Raw genomic sequence first — 15382 nt, 5'->3', positions numbered from 1 at the left:
CGGTGCTGTTTCCAGGCGCAACGCCGACCCACGATGCTTCATTCCCGGCAGGACGGGTAGAGGACCGTGCAGGAGGTCACCTCGCCCACCGGCTCGGCCGCCAGCACCGCCCGGACGATGGCGCGGGCGAGCACCTCGGCCGCCGCCGAGGCCAGCTCGTCCAGCCGGAGCGACCACCCCGCCGCGCCGCGCTCGGGCAGCTCCGGTCCGGTGCCGGTGGCCAGCGCGAACACCGTGTCGCCGTCGCCCATCAGGTGCGCCGGCCGGATCGCCCGGGCCAGCCCGTCCTGGGCGGCGACCGCGATCCGGCGGCACTCCGCCTTGTCCAGCACCGCGTCGGTGGCCACCACGCCGATCGTGGTGTTCACCGGCCGACCGATCGGACCGCGCCGCCCGGGACGCACCCCGGCCAGCCGGCGTCCGGCCGCCACCTCGGCGGGGGCGGGCGCGGGCAGGCCCACGTCGAACCACGGCCGCCCGGTCTCGGGGTCGATCACCGAGCCGGAGGAGTTCACCGCGACCAGCGCGCCGACCACCGCGCCGTCGTCGAGCACCGCGCTGGCGGTGCCGATGCCGCCCTTGAGCTGCCCCGCGACCGCGCCGGTGCCCGCCCCGACGTTGCCCTGGCGGACCTCGGCGCGGTCGGCCGCCGCGCACGCCCGGTAGCCGAAGTCGGCGTCCGGCCGGTTGCCCCAGTCGCCCATCGGCAGATCGAACAGCACGGCGGCGGGCACGATCGGGACGACGTGCGCCGGGTCGGAGCCGACCGGGAAGCCGTGCCCCCGCTCGGCCAGCCAGCGCATCGCCCCGTCGGCGGCGGCCAGCCCGTAGGCGCTGCCGCCGGAGAGCACGACCGCGTGGGCCCGCTGCACCAGGTGGGACGGGTCGAGGACGTCGGTCTCCCGGGTGCCGGGGCCGCCGCCCCGCACGTCCACCGCCGCCGCGGCGCCCTCGGGCACCAGCACCGCGCTGGTCCCGGTCGCCCAGCGCTCGTCCAGCCGCTCGTGGTGGCCCACCAGGACCCCGCCGACGTCCACGATCGCGTCCCGCTCACCCGGTCGAAGCACCACCAGCAGCTCCCTCCGCCGCACCGGAGGCCACGGTAACCACCCCGGGCCCCAACCCCGGAAGGGACACCACGAGGGCACGAGGGAATCCGACCCAACCGGCCAGCGGCGAAAGCCGCTTCCAGCCAAGCGCACGCGCGAAACCCGATCACCGTCAGGCAAGCGGCGGGAGCCGCTTTCGCACTGCCCCGCCCTCGCAACTTGCACCGCCGCGGGTTCTCAGCGGCCTTCTCGCGAGGACAGCCGCGACGCTGTGTACGGGTGGGTACATGAGGAGCGGCTCCCGGAGCGAGAAGGCCGCTGAGGTTCCGCCACCGGCACCGCTCCGCACAAGAACCACAACACCCTCAAGTCAAAAGCGCCCCGACGAGGCTGTCTTGGACCCAGGTCAACCACTGGTAGACGCCGAGGTGCTCCCGCCGCATGTCGTCCTCGGGGAGCTCGTCGGGGGTCTCCTCGTCGATCTCCAGGGCGGTGCCGAGGGCGAGGCGCACGTCGTTGAGGGCGGTGAGCCAGCCGTCGGCCTGCTGGTCGGTCAGGGCGATGCCGCCGCCCTGCGACGGGCAGGTCTCCAGCACCATCGTCGCGACGTCGCTCTTGGCCTGGACCACCTCGGGTTCGTAGAGCGAGCGCATCGCCCCGGCGGCGTCGTCGCGGTCCTCCCCGGTGTCGCCGGGGTCCTCCTGGTCGAGCCGGTAGAAGTCGGGCAGCAACCGGGCCAGCACCCGGTCGTCCGGCGCGGTGGTGGGGCCGGTGCGGATGCCGGTCAGCTCGGCGAGCTCGTCGCGCGGCGCCTCGTGCGCCCGCCCCGCGAGCATGTCCCGCACCTGGCCGACGAGCCCGCGGATGACCGCGGCCTCCTGCTGCGTCACGGTCGCCACCAGGCGCTCGTTCTCTCGGCTCCAGCCTTGCACGCTCAGGAATCCTTCTGCATCGTCGCCCAGAGGCCGGCCGCGTGGAGCTTGGCCACGTCGCCCTCGACCTTCTCCTTCGATCCGGACGAGACCACGGCGCGGCCCTTCTGGTGCACGTCCATCATGAGCTTGGTGGCGTGGTCCCGGGTGTACCCGAAGATCTTCTGGAAGACGTAGGTCACGTAGGACATCAGGTTGACCGGGTCGTTCCAGACCACGGTCACCCACGGCCTGTCCTCGGAACCGAGTTCGTCCGGTTCGAGTTGCGCGCGCTCGAGTTCAGCGGGCGAAGTCATGGCACCATCGTCGCACGGCCCACGCCCGGGGTTGTCGACCACACGGGCATTCCGGGCGGAGCACCGGTTCACCGCGTGCCGGTCGTGCCGTGCGACCACGTAATCTCACCCGCATGAGGGGCGCACCCAACGCGAGCACCGCACTGCTGACCGACCACTACGAGCTGACCATGCTCGCCGGCGCGCTGCGCGACGGCACGGCGCACCGGGACTGCACCTTCGAGGTGTTCACCCGGCGGCTGCCGGGGGCCCGGCGCTACGGGGTGGTCGGCGGCGTCGGACGGCTGCTGGACGCCATCGAGGATTTCCGGTTCGGCGAGGACGAGCTGGCCCACCTGGCCGAGCACGAGGTCGTCGACGAGGCCACCCTCGAATGGCTGCGCGACTACCGCTTCACCGGGGACATCGACGGCTACCTGGAGGGCGAGCTGTTCTTCCCCGGTTCCCCGGTGCTCACCGTGCGCGGCAGCTTCGCCGAGGCAGTGTTGCTGGAGACGCTGGCGCTGTCGGTGCTCAACCACGACAGCGCGATCGCCGCCGCGGCGACCCGGATGGTCTCGGCCGCCAACGGGCGCCGGATGATCGAGATGGGCTCGCGGCGCACCCAGGAGGAAGCGGCCGTGGCCTCGGCCCGGATCGCCTACCTGGCGGGTTTCGCCGCGACCTCGAACCTGGAGGCCGGGCGCCGCTACGGCATCCCGACCGGCGGCACCTCGGCGCACTCCTTCACCTTGCTGCACGACGACGAGCGGGCCGCCTTCCAGGCGCAGGTCGAGGCGCTGGGCACCGGCACCACGCTGCTGGTGGACACCTACGACATCACCCGGGGCATCGAGCTCGCCTTCGAGGTCGCCGGTACCGAGCTCGGCGCGGTGCGGATCGACTCCGGCGACGTCGGCGTGCTGGCCAGGCAGGCCCGGGAGCAGCTCGACTCGCTGGGCGCCACCGGCACCAAGATCGTGGTGTCCGGTGATCTCGACGAGTACGCGATCGCCGCGCTGCGGGCCGAACCGGTCGACGGCTACGGGGTGGGCACCGCGCTGGTCACCGGCTCCGGCGCGCCGACCGCCGAGATGGTCTACAAGCTCGTCGAGGTCGACGGCAAGCCGGTCGCCAAGCGCAGCTCGCACAAGGAGTCGCGCGGTGGCCGCAAGTCGGCGATCCGCAGGCACAAGGACACCGGGACCGCGGTCGAGGAGGTCGTCTACACGGTGTCCCCGGGGGCGTCCGAGCCGGTGCCCGGCCCGCACGACCGCTTCGTGCCGGTGCCGCTGGTGCGCGGCGGGACCCGGGTGCCGGGGTTGCCGACGCTGGCCGACAGCCGGGAGCGGTTGCGGCACGCGCTGGTGACGCTGCCGTGGGAGGGGCTGAAGCTGTCCCGGGGCGAACCGGCCATCCCGACGACTTTCCACCGGGCGTGATCAGGTCCACACTGGCCACCGGCGGCGGAACGCGGCACGGGGGGATGCGGGCATGGCCAAGGCGCTGATCATCGTCGACGTGCAGAACGACTTCTGCGAAGGCGGTGCGCTGGCGGTGACCGGTGGCGCCGGGATCGCCGCGACGCTGAGCCGGGAGCTGCCCGGCTACGACCACGACGTCGTGGTGGCCACCCGCGACCACCACGTCGACCCGGGCGACCACTTCAGCGAGACGCCGGACTTCGTCCGCTCCTGGCCGGTGCACTGCGTGGCGGGCACCCCGGGCGCCGAATTCCACCCCGACCTGGACGTCTCGCGGGTCGACGAGGTCTTCCGCAAGGGCCAGTACAGCTCCGGCTACTCGGGGTTCGAGGGCGTCGACGAGCGGGGGCTGGGGCTGGCGGACTGGCTGACCGGGCGCGGCGTCGACCACGTCGACGTGGTCGGGGTGGCCACGGACCACTGCGTGCGCGCCACCGCGCTGGACGCGGCCGACGCCGGGTTCACCACCACCGTGCTGCTGGACCGCACCGCCGGGGTGAGCCGCGAGACCGTCGCCACCGCGCTGGCCGACCTGCGCGCCGCCGGGGTCCGCCTGGTCGGCGAACCCCTCGTCGCGGGCTGAGCACCCCGTTCCACCCGAACCGCGCTCCGGCACGTCCACCAATAGAAACGATTGCGTAGCTACGTTTCCGTATCTATATTTCTCCGCACGGGATCCGCACACCTCGCGCGCCGCGCGGCCGGGTCCCGCCCGGAGGGGTGACCATGACCTACGCCGCACCACCACCCGACGTCGCCGTCCACGTCGACTGGGAGCAGGCGACCGCGACCTCGCGCACCGAGCTGACCACCTACCTGTGGGCGGCCCCGGTGCTGCGCCGCGGCGAGCCCGCGCACGATCGGGCCTTCGCCGCGCTGCGCGCCCTCGACGTCGACCACGCCCGCTTCCTGGCCTGGTGGTCGCACCCCAGGCTGTCGGTGCCCGCGCTGGAACCGCCGACCGCCGAGGCGACCTCCTGGGACTTCAGCGGCCTCGACCCGTTCGTCGACGACTTCCTCGACGCCACCGCCGGACGGCCCGTGATCGCCGACCTCGCGACCATCCCCGCCTGGATGTTCACCGGCGAGCAGCCCGCGGTCGCCGACGACCCGGCCGCCGCGCACTGGGACTACGAGCGCGGCCAGGAGTTCCGCGACCCGTCCCTGGCGGAGGTCGCCGACTACTTCGAGCGGCTCGCCCGGTGGTACGTCGCGGGCGGGTTCACCGACGAACTGGGCCGGTGGCACGAATCCGGACGGCGGCACCGCTTCGCGTACTGGGAGGTGCTGTGCGAACCGGACTTCGGCCACCAGCTCTCCCCCGCGACCTACACCCGGCTCTACGACGAGGTCGTGAAGCGGCTGCGTCCGCTGGACCCGGAGATGCGCTTCACCGGCCTCTCGCTCAGCCTCGTCACCCAGGACCCGGAGTACTTCTGGCACTTCCTCGACCCGGCCAACCACGAACCCGGCATCCCGCTGGACGCCTTCTCCTACCACTTCTACGCCTGCCCGGACGTGGTCAACCCGGTCGGCGCGGAGGGCAACGCGCCGTTCGACCAGTGGCCCGGGATCTTCTTCGCGCAGGCCGACGGCTTCGTCGCGCAGGCCGGGCTGATCGACTCCATCAAGCGCAGGCTCTCGCCGGGGACCAGGACGCACGTCAACGAGGTCGGCACCTTCACCCCGGACATGCTCAACCCGGACCCGGACGTCCCGCCGGACTACTGGGCCCTCAGCGGTGCGGTCGTGGCGTACCTGTGGTCGCACCTCGTCGAACTCGGCATCGAACTGGTCGGCGTCGCGGAGTTCGCCGGCTACCCGGGGATGGTGCCGGGCGTGACCCTGGTCGACTGGGAGACCGGCAGGCCCAACGCCCGGTACTGGTCGGCGAAGCTGCTGGCCGACCACTTCGGACCGGGCGACCGGCTGGTCACCACCACCGCGGGCGTCCCCGGGATGCCCGACGCGCGGGTGCACGCGCGCGGCTTCCTGGCCCCGGACGGCCGGAAGCTGCTGCTGGTCAACAAGGGTGCCGAACCGCTTCGGGTGGACCTCGGCGAGCAGACCGGGGCGGTGCGGGTGACGTCGGTGGACACCACGACCGCGGCCGAGCCGGTCCCGTCGGCGGCGCGCCGGTGGGTGGAGCTCGGACCGTTCGCCACCGCGGTCGCCGAGTGGTCCTAGACTCACCCGGTGCCCGCCACGCCGAGCGGTCCCCGGAACCGCCGCACCGAGTCCGAGCTGCTGCGCGACATCAGGACCGCGGTGCTCGACGAACTCGGTGCGGTCGGCTTCGGGCGGCTGACGATGGAGGGCATCGCCAAGCGCTCGGGGACGGCGAAGACCTCGCTGTACCGCAGGTGGGGCTCGCCGGCCGAGGTCGTGCTCGACGCGCTCGGGCACGACTACCCCGAGGAGGTCGTCTCGCCGGAGCTCGACGACCTGCGCGGCGACCTGCTCGGCGCGCTGCGGGCGATGACCGGGTGGTTGTCCCGGCCGACCGCGCGGGCCATCGCCTCGGTCCTCGGCGAGCGCACCCGGCACCCGGAGCTCGCCCGGGCCGTCTACGAGCGGATCTTCGACGCCCACGGCGGCCGGTTCACCCGCACCGTGCTGCTCCGCTACGCCGAGCGCGGCGAGATCGACCCCGCCCTGGTCACCCCGGTGGTCACGGACGTGGGCGAGGCCATGGTGCTCAAGCACGCGCTGGACAGCGAGTCGCTGCCCGGTGAGGACGTGCTCGCCGCCATCGTCGACCAGGTGATCCTGCCCGCCGTCGGGCGGGGCCCCGCGGGCGGAGCGATCGCCGAGGGGCGGGACCGCATCGGGTGAGGTGGGCGCCACCGGCCCCGGACGGGGGTGCGCGGTAGCGTCTCCTGCCGTGCCGACCTCCGTTCCGCGCTGGTCCGACCCGACCGGCTTCGACCTCGACGAGTCCGACGAGCTGCCGCCGGAGCTCGCGGCCGAGCTGGGGACCGGGGTGTTCGGCCAGGGCAAGCCACCGCACGAGGTGCCCGCGCTGCCGGAGCTGCTGCGGATCGCGGTGGGCTCGGTGGGCGGCGAACCACGCGAGGGCCAGGCCCGGATGGCCGACGCGGTGGCGCACTCGATCGACAGCGGCGAGCACCTGGCCGTGCAGGCCGGGACCGGCACCGGCAAGTCGCTGGCCTACCTGGTCCCGGCGATCCGGCACGCCGTCACCCGCGGCACCACGGTGGTCGTGTCGACCGCGACGATCGCGCTGCAACGCCAGCTCGTCGACCGCGACCTGCCCCGGCTGGCCGGCGCGCTGACCGAGGCGATCGGCAGGCGCCCGACGTTCGCGATCCTCAAGGGCAGGCGCAACTACCTGTGCCTGAACCGCCTCCAGGGCGGCACGCCCGAGGAACCCGACGAGGACGCGCTGTTCGACGCCTTCGCCGCCTCCGCGCTGGAACGCCAGGTGAACCGGCTGCGGGACTGGGCGGGCGACACCGAGACCGGCGACCGCGACGAGCTGGTCCCCGGGGTGAGCGACCAGGCGTGGCGGCAGGTGTCGGTCACCGCCAAGGAATGCCTCGGGGTGCACCGCTGCCCGGTCGGCACCGACTGCTTCGCCGAACGTGCCCGCGCCACCGCCGGGCGGGCCGACGTGGTGGTCACCAACCACGCCCTGCTGGCCATCGACGCCCTGGACGACCGCCCGGTGCTGCCCGAGCACGACGTGGTGCTGGTCGACGAGGCGCACGACCTGGTCGACCGGGTCACCTCGGCGGCCACCGGCGAGCTCGCCGCCGGAGCGGTGCGGCTGGCCGCCCGCCGCTGCGGCCGGGTCGTCCCCGAGGACGTCGCCGACCGGCTGGTCGAAGCCGCCGAAGGCCTGGAAGTCCTGCTCCGCGACGCACCGCCGGGCCGCCTCGACGAGCTCCCCGAAGCGGTGGGCGCGGCGGTCCGCGCCGTCCGGGACGCCGCGCGGGCCTGCGTGGACGCGCTGGGACCGGAGCGCAAGGAGGACGCCGACGGCAACGCCGCCCGGAAGATGGCCGCGGCGCTGACCCAGGAGGTGCACGACACCGCCGACCGGCTGCTGGACGCCTTCGACGAGGACGCCGGGCACGACGTGGTGTGGGTGGCCGCCGACCCGAACCGGCCGCCCGCGCTGCGGGTCGCCCCGCTGAGCATCGGCGGGCTGCTCCGGGAGCGGCTGTTCGGCCAGCGCACCGCGGTGCTCACCTCGGCGACGCTGGCCCTCGGCGGCTCGTTCGACGCGCTGGCCCGGCAGTGGGGGCTCCCGCCGCAGCAGCAGGCGCGGCCGGTCGCCGGGATGGCCACCGCCAAGGAGGCACCGTCCGATGCGGGCGGCCCGAACTGGACCGGGCTGGACGTCGGGTCGCCGTTCGAGCACGGGCGCAGCGGCATCCTCTACCTCGCCCGGCACCTGCCGCCGCCCGGCCGGGACGGCTTGCCGCCGCAGTACCTCGACGAGCTGACCGAGCTGGTGCGGGCCGCGGGCGGTCGGACGCTGGGGCTGTTCTCCTCGATGCGCGCCGCCCGGCAGGCCGGGGAGGAGCTGCGGGAACGGCTGGACACCCCGGTGCTGTGCCAGGGCGAGGACGCCACCGCCCAGCTCGTCGCCCGGTTCGCGGAGGACCCGGCGACCTCGCTGTTCGGCACCCTCTCGCTGTGGCAGGGGGTGGACGTGCCGGGCGAGTCGTTGCAACTGGTGGTGATGGACCGCATCCCGTTCCCGCGCCCGGACGACCCGCTGGCCTCGGCGCGGCAGAAGGCGATCTCCGAACGCGGCGGCAACGGCTTCATCACGGTGGCGGGCACCCACGCGGCGCTGCTGCTCGCGCAGGGCGCGGGACGGCTGCTCCGCTCCGCCGCCGACCGGGGCGTGATCGCGGTGCTCGACCCCCGGCTGTCCACCGCCCGCTACGGCGGGTTCCTGCGCGCGTCGCTGCCGCCGTTCTGGACCACGAGCGATCCGGAGGTGGTGCGCGGCGCGCTGCGGCGGCTCGACTCGGCGGCCCGCGATTTGTAGGTCGTCCACAACGAGGCGTTGAGCTTTCTGTACCGGCGCGGGGGCCGGGTAGGTTGTGCTCGCCGCCCCCGACCGCAGGGAGAGATCGTGTCCGGATCGCGTCCCACCACCTCCGCCGCCGCGCTGGCCACCACCGTGGTGTTCGCCGCGTTCATCGCGGTGCTGGGCATCTTCCCCGGCTTCTACCTCGGTGGTGCGGCGGTGCCGATCGTGCTGCAGAACATGGGTCCGCTGCTGGCGGGGAGCATTCTCGGCGCCCGGCGGGCGGGCGCGGCGGTGCTGCTGTTCCTGGCGCTGACCGCGCTCGGGCTGCCGCTGCTGTCCGGCGGGCGGGGCGGCATCGGACCGTTCCTCGGACCCAGCGGCGGGTTCCTGCTCGGCTGGCTGCTCGCTGCCGTGGTGGTCGGTCTGATCGTCCGGCGCAGCACCCGCCCGGGACTGCTCGTCCTGTTGATCGCCAACATCGCCGGAGTGCTCGCGGACTACCTGATCGGCATCCCGTACTGGGGTCTGATGATCGGCGACCTCGGTGCCGCGGCGGTGCAGTCGCTGGTGTTCGTGCCCGGTGACGCGGTCAAGCTCGCCGCCGTCTCGCTGGTGGCCGCCGCGGTCCACCGCGCGGTGCCCGCGCTGACCGGCCACCGCGCCGCGACGCAGGGATGACCGGCGTGCTGCCCGTCCTCGGCGGCCCGCTCACCGGGCGGGTGACCCACGGCCGCACCGCGCTGACCGCCGCGGAGCTGCTGCCCCTCGTGCACGGCGCCGCCGCCGCGCTGCCCACCGGCCGGGTCGCCCTGGACGGGGGCGGCGCGCTGGCCCGGCTCGTCTGGTTCCTGGCCGCCGACCTGCGCGGCTGTCCCGCGCTGCTGGTCGAGGAGTCCTGGACGCCGCGCGAGCGGGACGCGGTGCTCGCCGATGCGGCGGCCACCCCGGTCGACGCGAGCGCCGCGCCCACCGGTCCGGTGGGGGACCGCAGCACCGGCGGCGCCGACGAGCCGTTCTACCTGCCGACGACCTCGGGCAGCACCGGGCGCCCGCGCGTGCTGCAGCGGTCGCGGCGGTCCTGGCAGCGCAGCTTCGCGCTGTTCGACGTCCCGCTGGAACCCGCCGACGAGGTGCTGGTCCCCGGACCGCTGAGCTCCTCGCTGTTCCTGTTCGGCGCCCTGCACGGGTTGCGCGCGGGCGCCGGAGTGCGGCTGCTGGACCGCTGGTCGGCGGTGGCCGCCGCGCGGGAGGCCCGGACCGCGACGGTGGTGCACCTGGTGCCCGCGATGCTGGCCGCGCTGCTCGCGGTCCTGGAGCGCGACCCGGTGCTGCGCGCCGGCTGCGCGCTGCGCGCGGTGATCTGCGGCGGCGCCCGGGTCGACCCGGCGCTGGCCGACCGGCTGGCCGAGGTGCTGCCCGGCTGCGAGCTGGTCGAGTACTACGGCTCGGCGGAGCAGTCGCTGATCGCGCTCCGCCGGGGCGGCGGGGCGCTGCGCCCCGTGGTGCCGGTGGCGGTGGAACCGGCGGACGGCGAACCGGTGGCGGGCGCCGGGGAGCTGCACGTCCGCTCCGAGCTGGCCTTCGACGGCCACCTGGAGGACGGCGTCCTGGTCGAGGCGCGTCCCGGGTGGATGCCGGTCGGCGACCGGGCGATCCAGCACCCGGACGGTTCGCTGGAGGTGCTCGGCCGCGCCGCCACGACCATCAGCAGCGGCGCCCGGCTCGTCTCCGCCGAGGAGGTCGAGGCGGTGCTGCGCACCGGCGGCGGGGTGGCCGACGTGCTCGTCGCCCCGACCCCGCACCCCCGCTTCGGCGCCCTGGTCACCGCGCTCGTCGAGGTGGACCCGGGGCGCCCACCCGCGCTGGGCGAGCTGCGCGCCCTGGCCCGCCGCGAGCTCGCGCCGGGCAAGCGGCCGCGCCGCTGGCTGCTCACCACCGCGCTGCCGCGCACCCCGGCGGGCAAACCAGCCCGCGCGCTGGTCGCCGAGCGGTTGCGGGCGGGCACCCTCGACGCCTGGGAGCCGGCGTGACGGGCCCGGTGGTGATCGCGGCCCGCCGCAGCCCGATCGGCACCGCCGGGGGCGCGCTGCGGGACGTCCCGGTGGACCGGCTGGCGGCTCCGGTGCTGCGCGCCGCGGTCGACGACGCCGGGATCGACGCGGTCGACGACGTGCTGCTGGGCAACGTGCTCGGGCCGGGCGGCAATCCGGCGCGCAGCGCCGCCCTGCGGGCCGGGCTGGACGCCGCGGTGCCCGGGATGACGGTGGACCGCCAGTGCGCCAGCGGGCTCAGCGCCATCACCACCGCGGCGGCGCTGCTCGGCGCGGGCGGCGGGACGCACCTGCTGGCCGGTGGCGCGGAGAGCCCGTCCACCGCGCCGTGGCGGGCGTGGCGACCGCGCTCGGCGACCGAACCGCCGCGCTTCTACGACCGCGCCCCGTTCGCACCGCCCGAGATCGGCGACCCGGACATGGGTCCGGCGGCGGACCTGGTCGCCGCCGAAGCCGGGATCGGCCGCGAGCGGCAGGACGCGTTCGCCGCGCGCAGCCACGCCCGCGCGGTCGCCGCGCAGGACGCCGGGCGGTTCGCCGCCGAACTCGTCGAGGTTGTCGGGTGCGGCGCCGACGAGCGCCCCCGGCGCGGGTTCGACGAGCGGCGGCTGGCCCGGTTCCGCCCCGCCTTCACCGCGACCGGCACCGCCACCGCCGCCAACTCCTGCGGCATCAGCGACGGCGCCGCCGCGGTGCTGCTCACCACCGAGCAGCGCCGCCGGGAACTCGGCGTGCCGGGGTTGCGGTTGCTCGGCTGGCGCACCTCGGGCGTCGACCCGAACCGGCTGGGGCTCGGCGCGGTGCCCGCGATGCGGGCGCTGCTGGAGCGGTGGACCCCGGAGGTCGTCGAGTTCACCGAGGCCTTCGCCGGGCAGGCGCTGGCCTGCCTGGACGCCGCCGGGATCGACGAGGAGCGGGTCAGCCCGGACGGCGGCGCGATCGCGCTGGGCCACCCGTGGGGCGCGTCCGGGGCGGTGCTGGTGGTGCGGTTGTTCAGCCGCATGGTGCGGTCGGACGGGCCGCGCCTCGGGATGTCGGCGCTGTCGTCCGGCGGTGGGCTGGGCGTGGCCGCGATGTGGGAGCGAGTGGGTTGATCGAGTTCGAAGCGGTCGGGCACGACTACGGCGGGCACCCGGTGCTCGACCACGTGGACCTGCGGCTCGCCGAGCGGCGGGTGGCCTTCGTCGGGGCCAACGGGTCCGGCAAGTCGACCCTGGCCCGGATGATCAACGGTCTGGTGCACCCGACCCGGGGCCGGGTGCTGGTCGACGGCGTCGACCCGGTCCGCGACGGGCGCACCGTGCGCCGCCGCGTCGGGTTCGTCTTCACCCACCCGGACAGCCAGATCGTGATGCCCACCGCGGGCGAGGACGTGGCGTTCTCGCTGCGCAAGCAGGGCTTGACCAAGCGGGAGCGGCAGCGGCGGGCGGCGGAGGTGCTCGCCCGGCACGGCCTCGACGGCTACGCCGAGCACCCGGCGCACCAGCTCTCCGGCGGCCAGAAGCAGTTGCTGGCGCTGTGCTCGATGCTGGTGCTGGAACCGGACGTGCTGGTCTGCGACGAACCCACCACGCTGCTGGACCTGCGCAACAAGCGGCACTTCGTCGAGGTCCTCGAAGGACTGCCGCAGCAGGTCGTGCTGGTCACCCACGACCTCGACCTGCTGGACCGCTTCGACCGGGTGGTGGTGCTCGACGGCGGGAAGGTGGTCGCCGACGACGCGCCCGCCCCCGCGCTGGCCCACTACCGGGAGCTGATCGGATGAGCCCGCTCGGCCTCTACGAGCCCGGCACGGGTCCGCTGCACCGGCTCCCGGCGGGGCTGAAGTTCCCCGCGCTGCTGGTGCTGGCGATCACCACGTTCGTGCTGGGCAGCCCGGCGGCGCTGGCGGTGCCCGCCGGGCTGGTCGTCCTCGGGTACGCGGTCTCTGGACTGCCGCCGCGGCGGATCTGGCAGGCCGCGCGCCTGCTCGTCCCGCTGCTGGTCGTCGTCTTCCTGCTCCAGTGGTGGATGCTCGGCGCGCACACCGCCGCCGTCGTCGCGCTGCGGCTGTTCACCGCGCTCGCGGCGGCGAACCTGTTCACCCTCACCACCCGGGTCGACGACCTGGTCAGCGCGGTCGAACGAGGTCTGGGCCCCACCCGGCGGCTCGGCGTGCGGCCGGAGCGGATCGGGCTGCTCGTCGGGCTCACCCTCCAGGCGGTCGCGGCCCTGTCCACCCTCGCCGCGCAGACCCGCGAAGCCCAGCGGGCCCGGGGCGCCGAACGCTCGCTGAAGGCTTTCGCGATCCCCTTCCTCGTCCGCACCCTCCGCCACGCCGACCACCTGGGCGAAGCCCTGGCAGCCCGAGGAGCGGCGGACGACTGATCCACCCGCCTCCCGCCGGACGCCCACGTTCACCCGTTGGTTCGGCAGGTGAGGGGCCACCCTTGCCTGGAAGAACACCATCCGAACGGTGGGGCTTGCATCCGCTGGACCACGCACGCGCGATGGCAGCCGACCGGAGCCGCGGCTCAGCGCCACTGACCCAGCACCGTCACCGTTCCCGGCGCCACCTCGGTGAACCCCGCGTCGCGCACCGCCACCACCCCCGCTCCCGCCACGCCCGCTCCGGGTCGCCGGGGCACAGCCGCGCCCACTCCTGCTCGGTCGCCGTCCGCACCGCGCACGGGTATCCGGCCTCGCGCCACCGGGCCAGCTCCGCGTCGCGACCCGCCCCGTGCACGGCGGCGGCCAGCAGCATGGTGGCGTGGCCCGCCTGGGCCGCCGTCTTGCCCGCGCTCATCTCGGCGTCGGGGCTGAGCCGCAGCAGCGGTCGGTCCGCCGGCGGCTCGCCGGGGGTGTCGGGTTCCAGCTCGCTGCCGGAGATCTGCAACCGGGACAGCTCGCGGGGCATCTCGGCCACCCGCATCGGCAGCATCGCCCGGACCTCGGCGCCGCCGACCTCGACGGTCCGGCCGGGCAGTTCCTGCACCGCCGACCAGTGCGCGCCCCGCGCCCGGCGGGCCACCTTCCGGATGCGACCGGAGATCCAGCGGTGCATCGACTCGTGCCACTCGCCGCCGGGGGCGCAGCGGTCGTCGAGGCAGACCGCGAGCGCCGCCGCGGCGGCGGCTTCGAGCAGCGCGGTGCGCGCCGGCGGGTCGCGGCGTTCGATCCGCAGCACCATCGGCATGAGCACCACCTGGTCCGGGTCCTCGTCGGACACGTCGGCGGTGGCCGCGCCGGGCATCGCGAGCCAGGACGTGTAGCGCGCGATCAGGGGGTCGAGGACGGAGGCGACGTCGAGCACGGTGCTCATTGTCGCCCCGCCCCCGGCTCAGTCCTCCAGCGGTACCCGCCGCAGCACGCCGTCCTCGGCGTCGGCGGCCTCGATCTCGGCGCGGGTGACGCCGAGCACGAACAGCACCGTGTCCAGGAACGGGTACGACAGCGCGGTGTCGGCGACCTCGCGCAGCGCCGGCTTGGCGTTGAAGGCCACGCCGAGCCCGGCGGCGGCGAGCATATCGATGTCGTTGGCGCCGTCGCCCACCGCGACGCACTGGGCGCGCGGCACCCCGAAGGACTCGGCGAACCGCTGCAACGCCTTGGCCTTGCCGGGCCGGTCGACGATCTCCCCGAGCACCCGGCCGGTGAGCTTGCCGTCGACGACCTCCAGCTCGTTGGCGGCGCTGAAGTCCAGCCCCAGCTCGTCCACCAGCCGGTCGATGATCTGGGTGAAGCCGCCGGAGACGACCCCGGTGTGGAAGCCGAGCCGGCGCAGGGTGCGGATGGTGGTGCGGGCGCCGGGGGTGAGTTCGAGCTCGGCGGCGACCTCGTCGAGGACGGTGGCGGGCAGCCCGGCCAGCACCGCGCACCGCTGCCGCAGCGACTCGGCGAAGTCGAGCTCGCCGCGCATGGCGCGCTCGGTGACCTCCCGGACCTGGTCCTCGCAGCCCGCCCGGGCCGCCAGCATCTCGATCACCTCGCCCTGGATGAGCGTGGAGTCGACGTCGAAGACGACCAGCCGCTTGGCGCGGCGGAACAGCCCGGCGCGCTCCACCGCCACGTCGACGCCCGCCTCAGCGGTGACGTCGGCCATCGCGGTGGTGAGCCGGGCGTCGGTCTCGTCGCCGACCTCGGCGGCGCTGACCTCCAGCTCCAGGCCCGTGACGGGGTAGTCGGCGACCCGGCGGATGGAGTCGATGTTCACGTCGATCTCGGCGAGGCGGCGCGAGATGACCCCGAAGGCGCGGGCGGTGACCGGCTGACCGAGCACCACGACGACGTGCGTGGAGGCCAGCTCGGCGCTGGCGTCCTCGGCGCCGATCTCGACCTCCACCGCCATCCCGACGGTGGCCATCGCCTGCTCCACCGCTTCCTGGAGGTGCTCCGGGTCGCGGTCGGTGGCGACGAGCACGCCGAGCACCAGCCGGTGGCGGATCACCACCTGTTCGACGTCGACGATGTCCACGCCGTGCCGGGTGAGGGCGGCGAACAGCACGGAGGTGACGCCCGGCTTGTCCTCGCCGGTGACGGTGATCAGCACGGTGGTCGCGTTCGGCGTGCTCACGACAGGCTTGGTCCTTTCTGGCCGCGAA

At 74.8% G+C, this 15382-nt stretch carries 14 protein-coding genes and 1 pseudogene; 10 read left to right on the top strand and 5 right to left on the bottom strand.

Annotated features, from left to right (window positions below; translation table 11 throughout):
• Positions 1 to 38: 38 nt before the first annotated feature.
• From ACQP0T_RS05650 to clpS, 3 genes are all read right to left on the bottom strand, one after another.
• Positions 39 to 1073, bottom strand: a complete 1035-nt coding sequence (locus tag ACQP0T_RS05650) for a P1 family peptidase (protein WP_433873601.1) — start codon at positions 1071 to 1073, stop codon at positions 39 to 41.
• Positions 1074 to 1414: 341 nt separating this feature from the next.
• Positions 1415 to 1981 (bottom strand): DUF2017 domain-containing protein, encoded by a 567-nt coding sequence (locus ACQP0T_RS05645; RefSeq protein WP_433871621.1) that lies wholly within the window; start codon positions 1979 to 1981, stop codon positions 1415 to 1417.
• Between the two features lie 2 nt (positions 1982 to 1983).
• On the bottom strand, positions 1984 to 2277 hold the full coding sequence (gene clpS / locus ACQP0T_RS05640) for an ATP-dependent Clp protease adapter ClpS (RefSeq protein WP_345362823.1): 294 nt from the start codon (positions 2275 to 2277) through the stop codon (positions 1984 to 1986).
• Positions 2278 to 2390: 113 nt separating this feature from the next.
• On the opposite strand from clpS, the gene ACQP0T_RS05635 reads away from it, so the two are divergent.
• From ACQP0T_RS05635 to ACQP0T_RS05590, 10 genes are all read left to right on the top strand, one after another.
• On the top strand, positions 2391 to 3698 hold the full coding sequence (locus ACQP0T_RS05635) for a nicotinate phosphoribosyltransferase (protein ID WP_433871620.1): 1308 nt from the start codon (positions 2391 to 2393) through the stop codon (positions 3696 to 3698).
• Positions 3699 to 3750: 52 nt separating this feature from the next.
• Positions 3751 to 4323, top strand: a complete 573-nt coding sequence (locus ACQP0T_RS05630; protein ID WP_433871619.1) for an isochorismatase family protein — start codon at positions 3751 to 3753, stop codon at positions 4321 to 4323.
• A gap of 143 nt (positions 4324 to 4466) precedes the next feature.
• Entirely contained in the window at positions 4467 to 5927 is a 1461-nt protein-coding gene (locus tag ACQP0T_RS05625) for a hypothetical protein (RefSeq protein WP_433871618.1), read from the top strand.
• A 9-nt stretch (positions 5928 to 5936) separates the two neighbouring features.
• Positions 5937 to 6575, top strand: a complete 639-nt coding sequence (locus ACQP0T_RS05620; RefSeq protein WP_433871617.1) for a TetR/AcrR family transcriptional regulator — start codon at positions 5937 to 5939, stop codon at positions 6573 to 6575.
• 49 nt (positions 6576 to 6624) lie between these two features.
• Positions 6625 to 8766: an ATP-dependent DNA helicase gene (locus ACQP0T_RS05615; RefSeq protein WP_433871616.1), complete on the top strand. Its 2142-nt coding sequence runs from the start codon at positions 6625 to 6627 to the stop codon at positions 8764 to 8766.
• Between the two features lie 87 nt (positions 8767 to 8853).
• Entirely contained in the window at positions 8854 to 9429 is a 576-nt protein-coding gene (locus ACQP0T_RS05610; protein WP_433871615.1) for a biotin transporter BioY, read from the top strand.
• Positions 9426 to 10781, top strand: coding sequence for a class I adenylate-forming enzyme family protein (locus ACQP0T_RS05605; protein WP_433871614.1), 1356 nt, complete (start codon positions 9426 to 9428; stop codon positions 10779 to 10781). The genes ACQP0T_RS05610 and ACQP0T_RS05605 overlap by 4 nt, the downstream gene beginning before the upstream one ends.
• Positions 10778 to 11896 (top strand): thiolase family protein, encoded by a 1119-nt coding sequence (locus ACQP0T_RS05600; RefSeq protein ID WP_433871613.1) that lies wholly within the window; start codon positions 10778 to 10780, stop codon positions 11894 to 11896. The genes ACQP0T_RS05605 and ACQP0T_RS05600 overlap by 4 nt, the downstream gene beginning before the upstream one ends.
• Positions 11893 to 12567: an energy-coupling factor ABC transporter ATP-binding protein gene (locus ACQP0T_RS05595; RefSeq protein WP_433871612.1), complete on the top strand. Its 675-nt coding sequence runs from the start codon at positions 11893 to 11895 to the stop codon at positions 12565 to 12567. The genes ACQP0T_RS05600 and ACQP0T_RS05595 overlap by 4 nt, the downstream gene beginning before the upstream one ends.
• Positions 12564 to 13169 (top strand): energy-coupling factor transporter transmembrane component T family protein, encoded by a 606-nt coding sequence (locus ACQP0T_RS05590; protein WP_345362804.1) that lies wholly within the window; start codon positions 12564 to 12566, stop codon positions 13167 to 13169. The genes ACQP0T_RS05595 and ACQP0T_RS05590 overlap by 4 nt, the downstream gene beginning before the upstream one ends.
• Positions 13170 to 13315: 146 nt before the next feature.
• On the opposite strand, the pseudogene ACQP0T_RS05585 reads toward ACQP0T_RS05590, so the two are convergent.
• Both ACQP0T_RS05585 and serB read right to left on the bottom strand, forming a co-directional pair.
• Positions 13316 to 14103: pseudogene (locus ACQP0T_RS05585) on the bottom strand (peptidyl-tRNA hydrolase).
• 18 nt (positions 14104 to 14121) lie between these two features.
• The gene (serB, locus tag ACQP0T_RS05580) at positions 14122 to 15354 is read right to left on the bottom strand and encodes a phosphoserine phosphatase SerB (protein WP_433871611.1); all 1233 of its coding nucleotides are present in this window, start codon (positions 15352 to 15354) and stop codon (positions 14122 to 14124) included.
• Between the last annotated feature and the right edge of the window lie 28 nt (positions 15355 to 15382).

The sequence above is a fragment of the Saccharopolyspora sp. CA-218241 genome, assembly GCF_050954615.1.
Taxonomy (GTDB): Bacteria; Actinomycetota; Actinomycetes; order Mycobacteriales; family Pseudonocardiaceae; genus Saccharopolyspora; species Saccharopolyspora cebuensis.
Note: the sequence above shows the minus strand (reverse complement) of the source record. Positions and strands in the feature narration are given on the sequence as shown.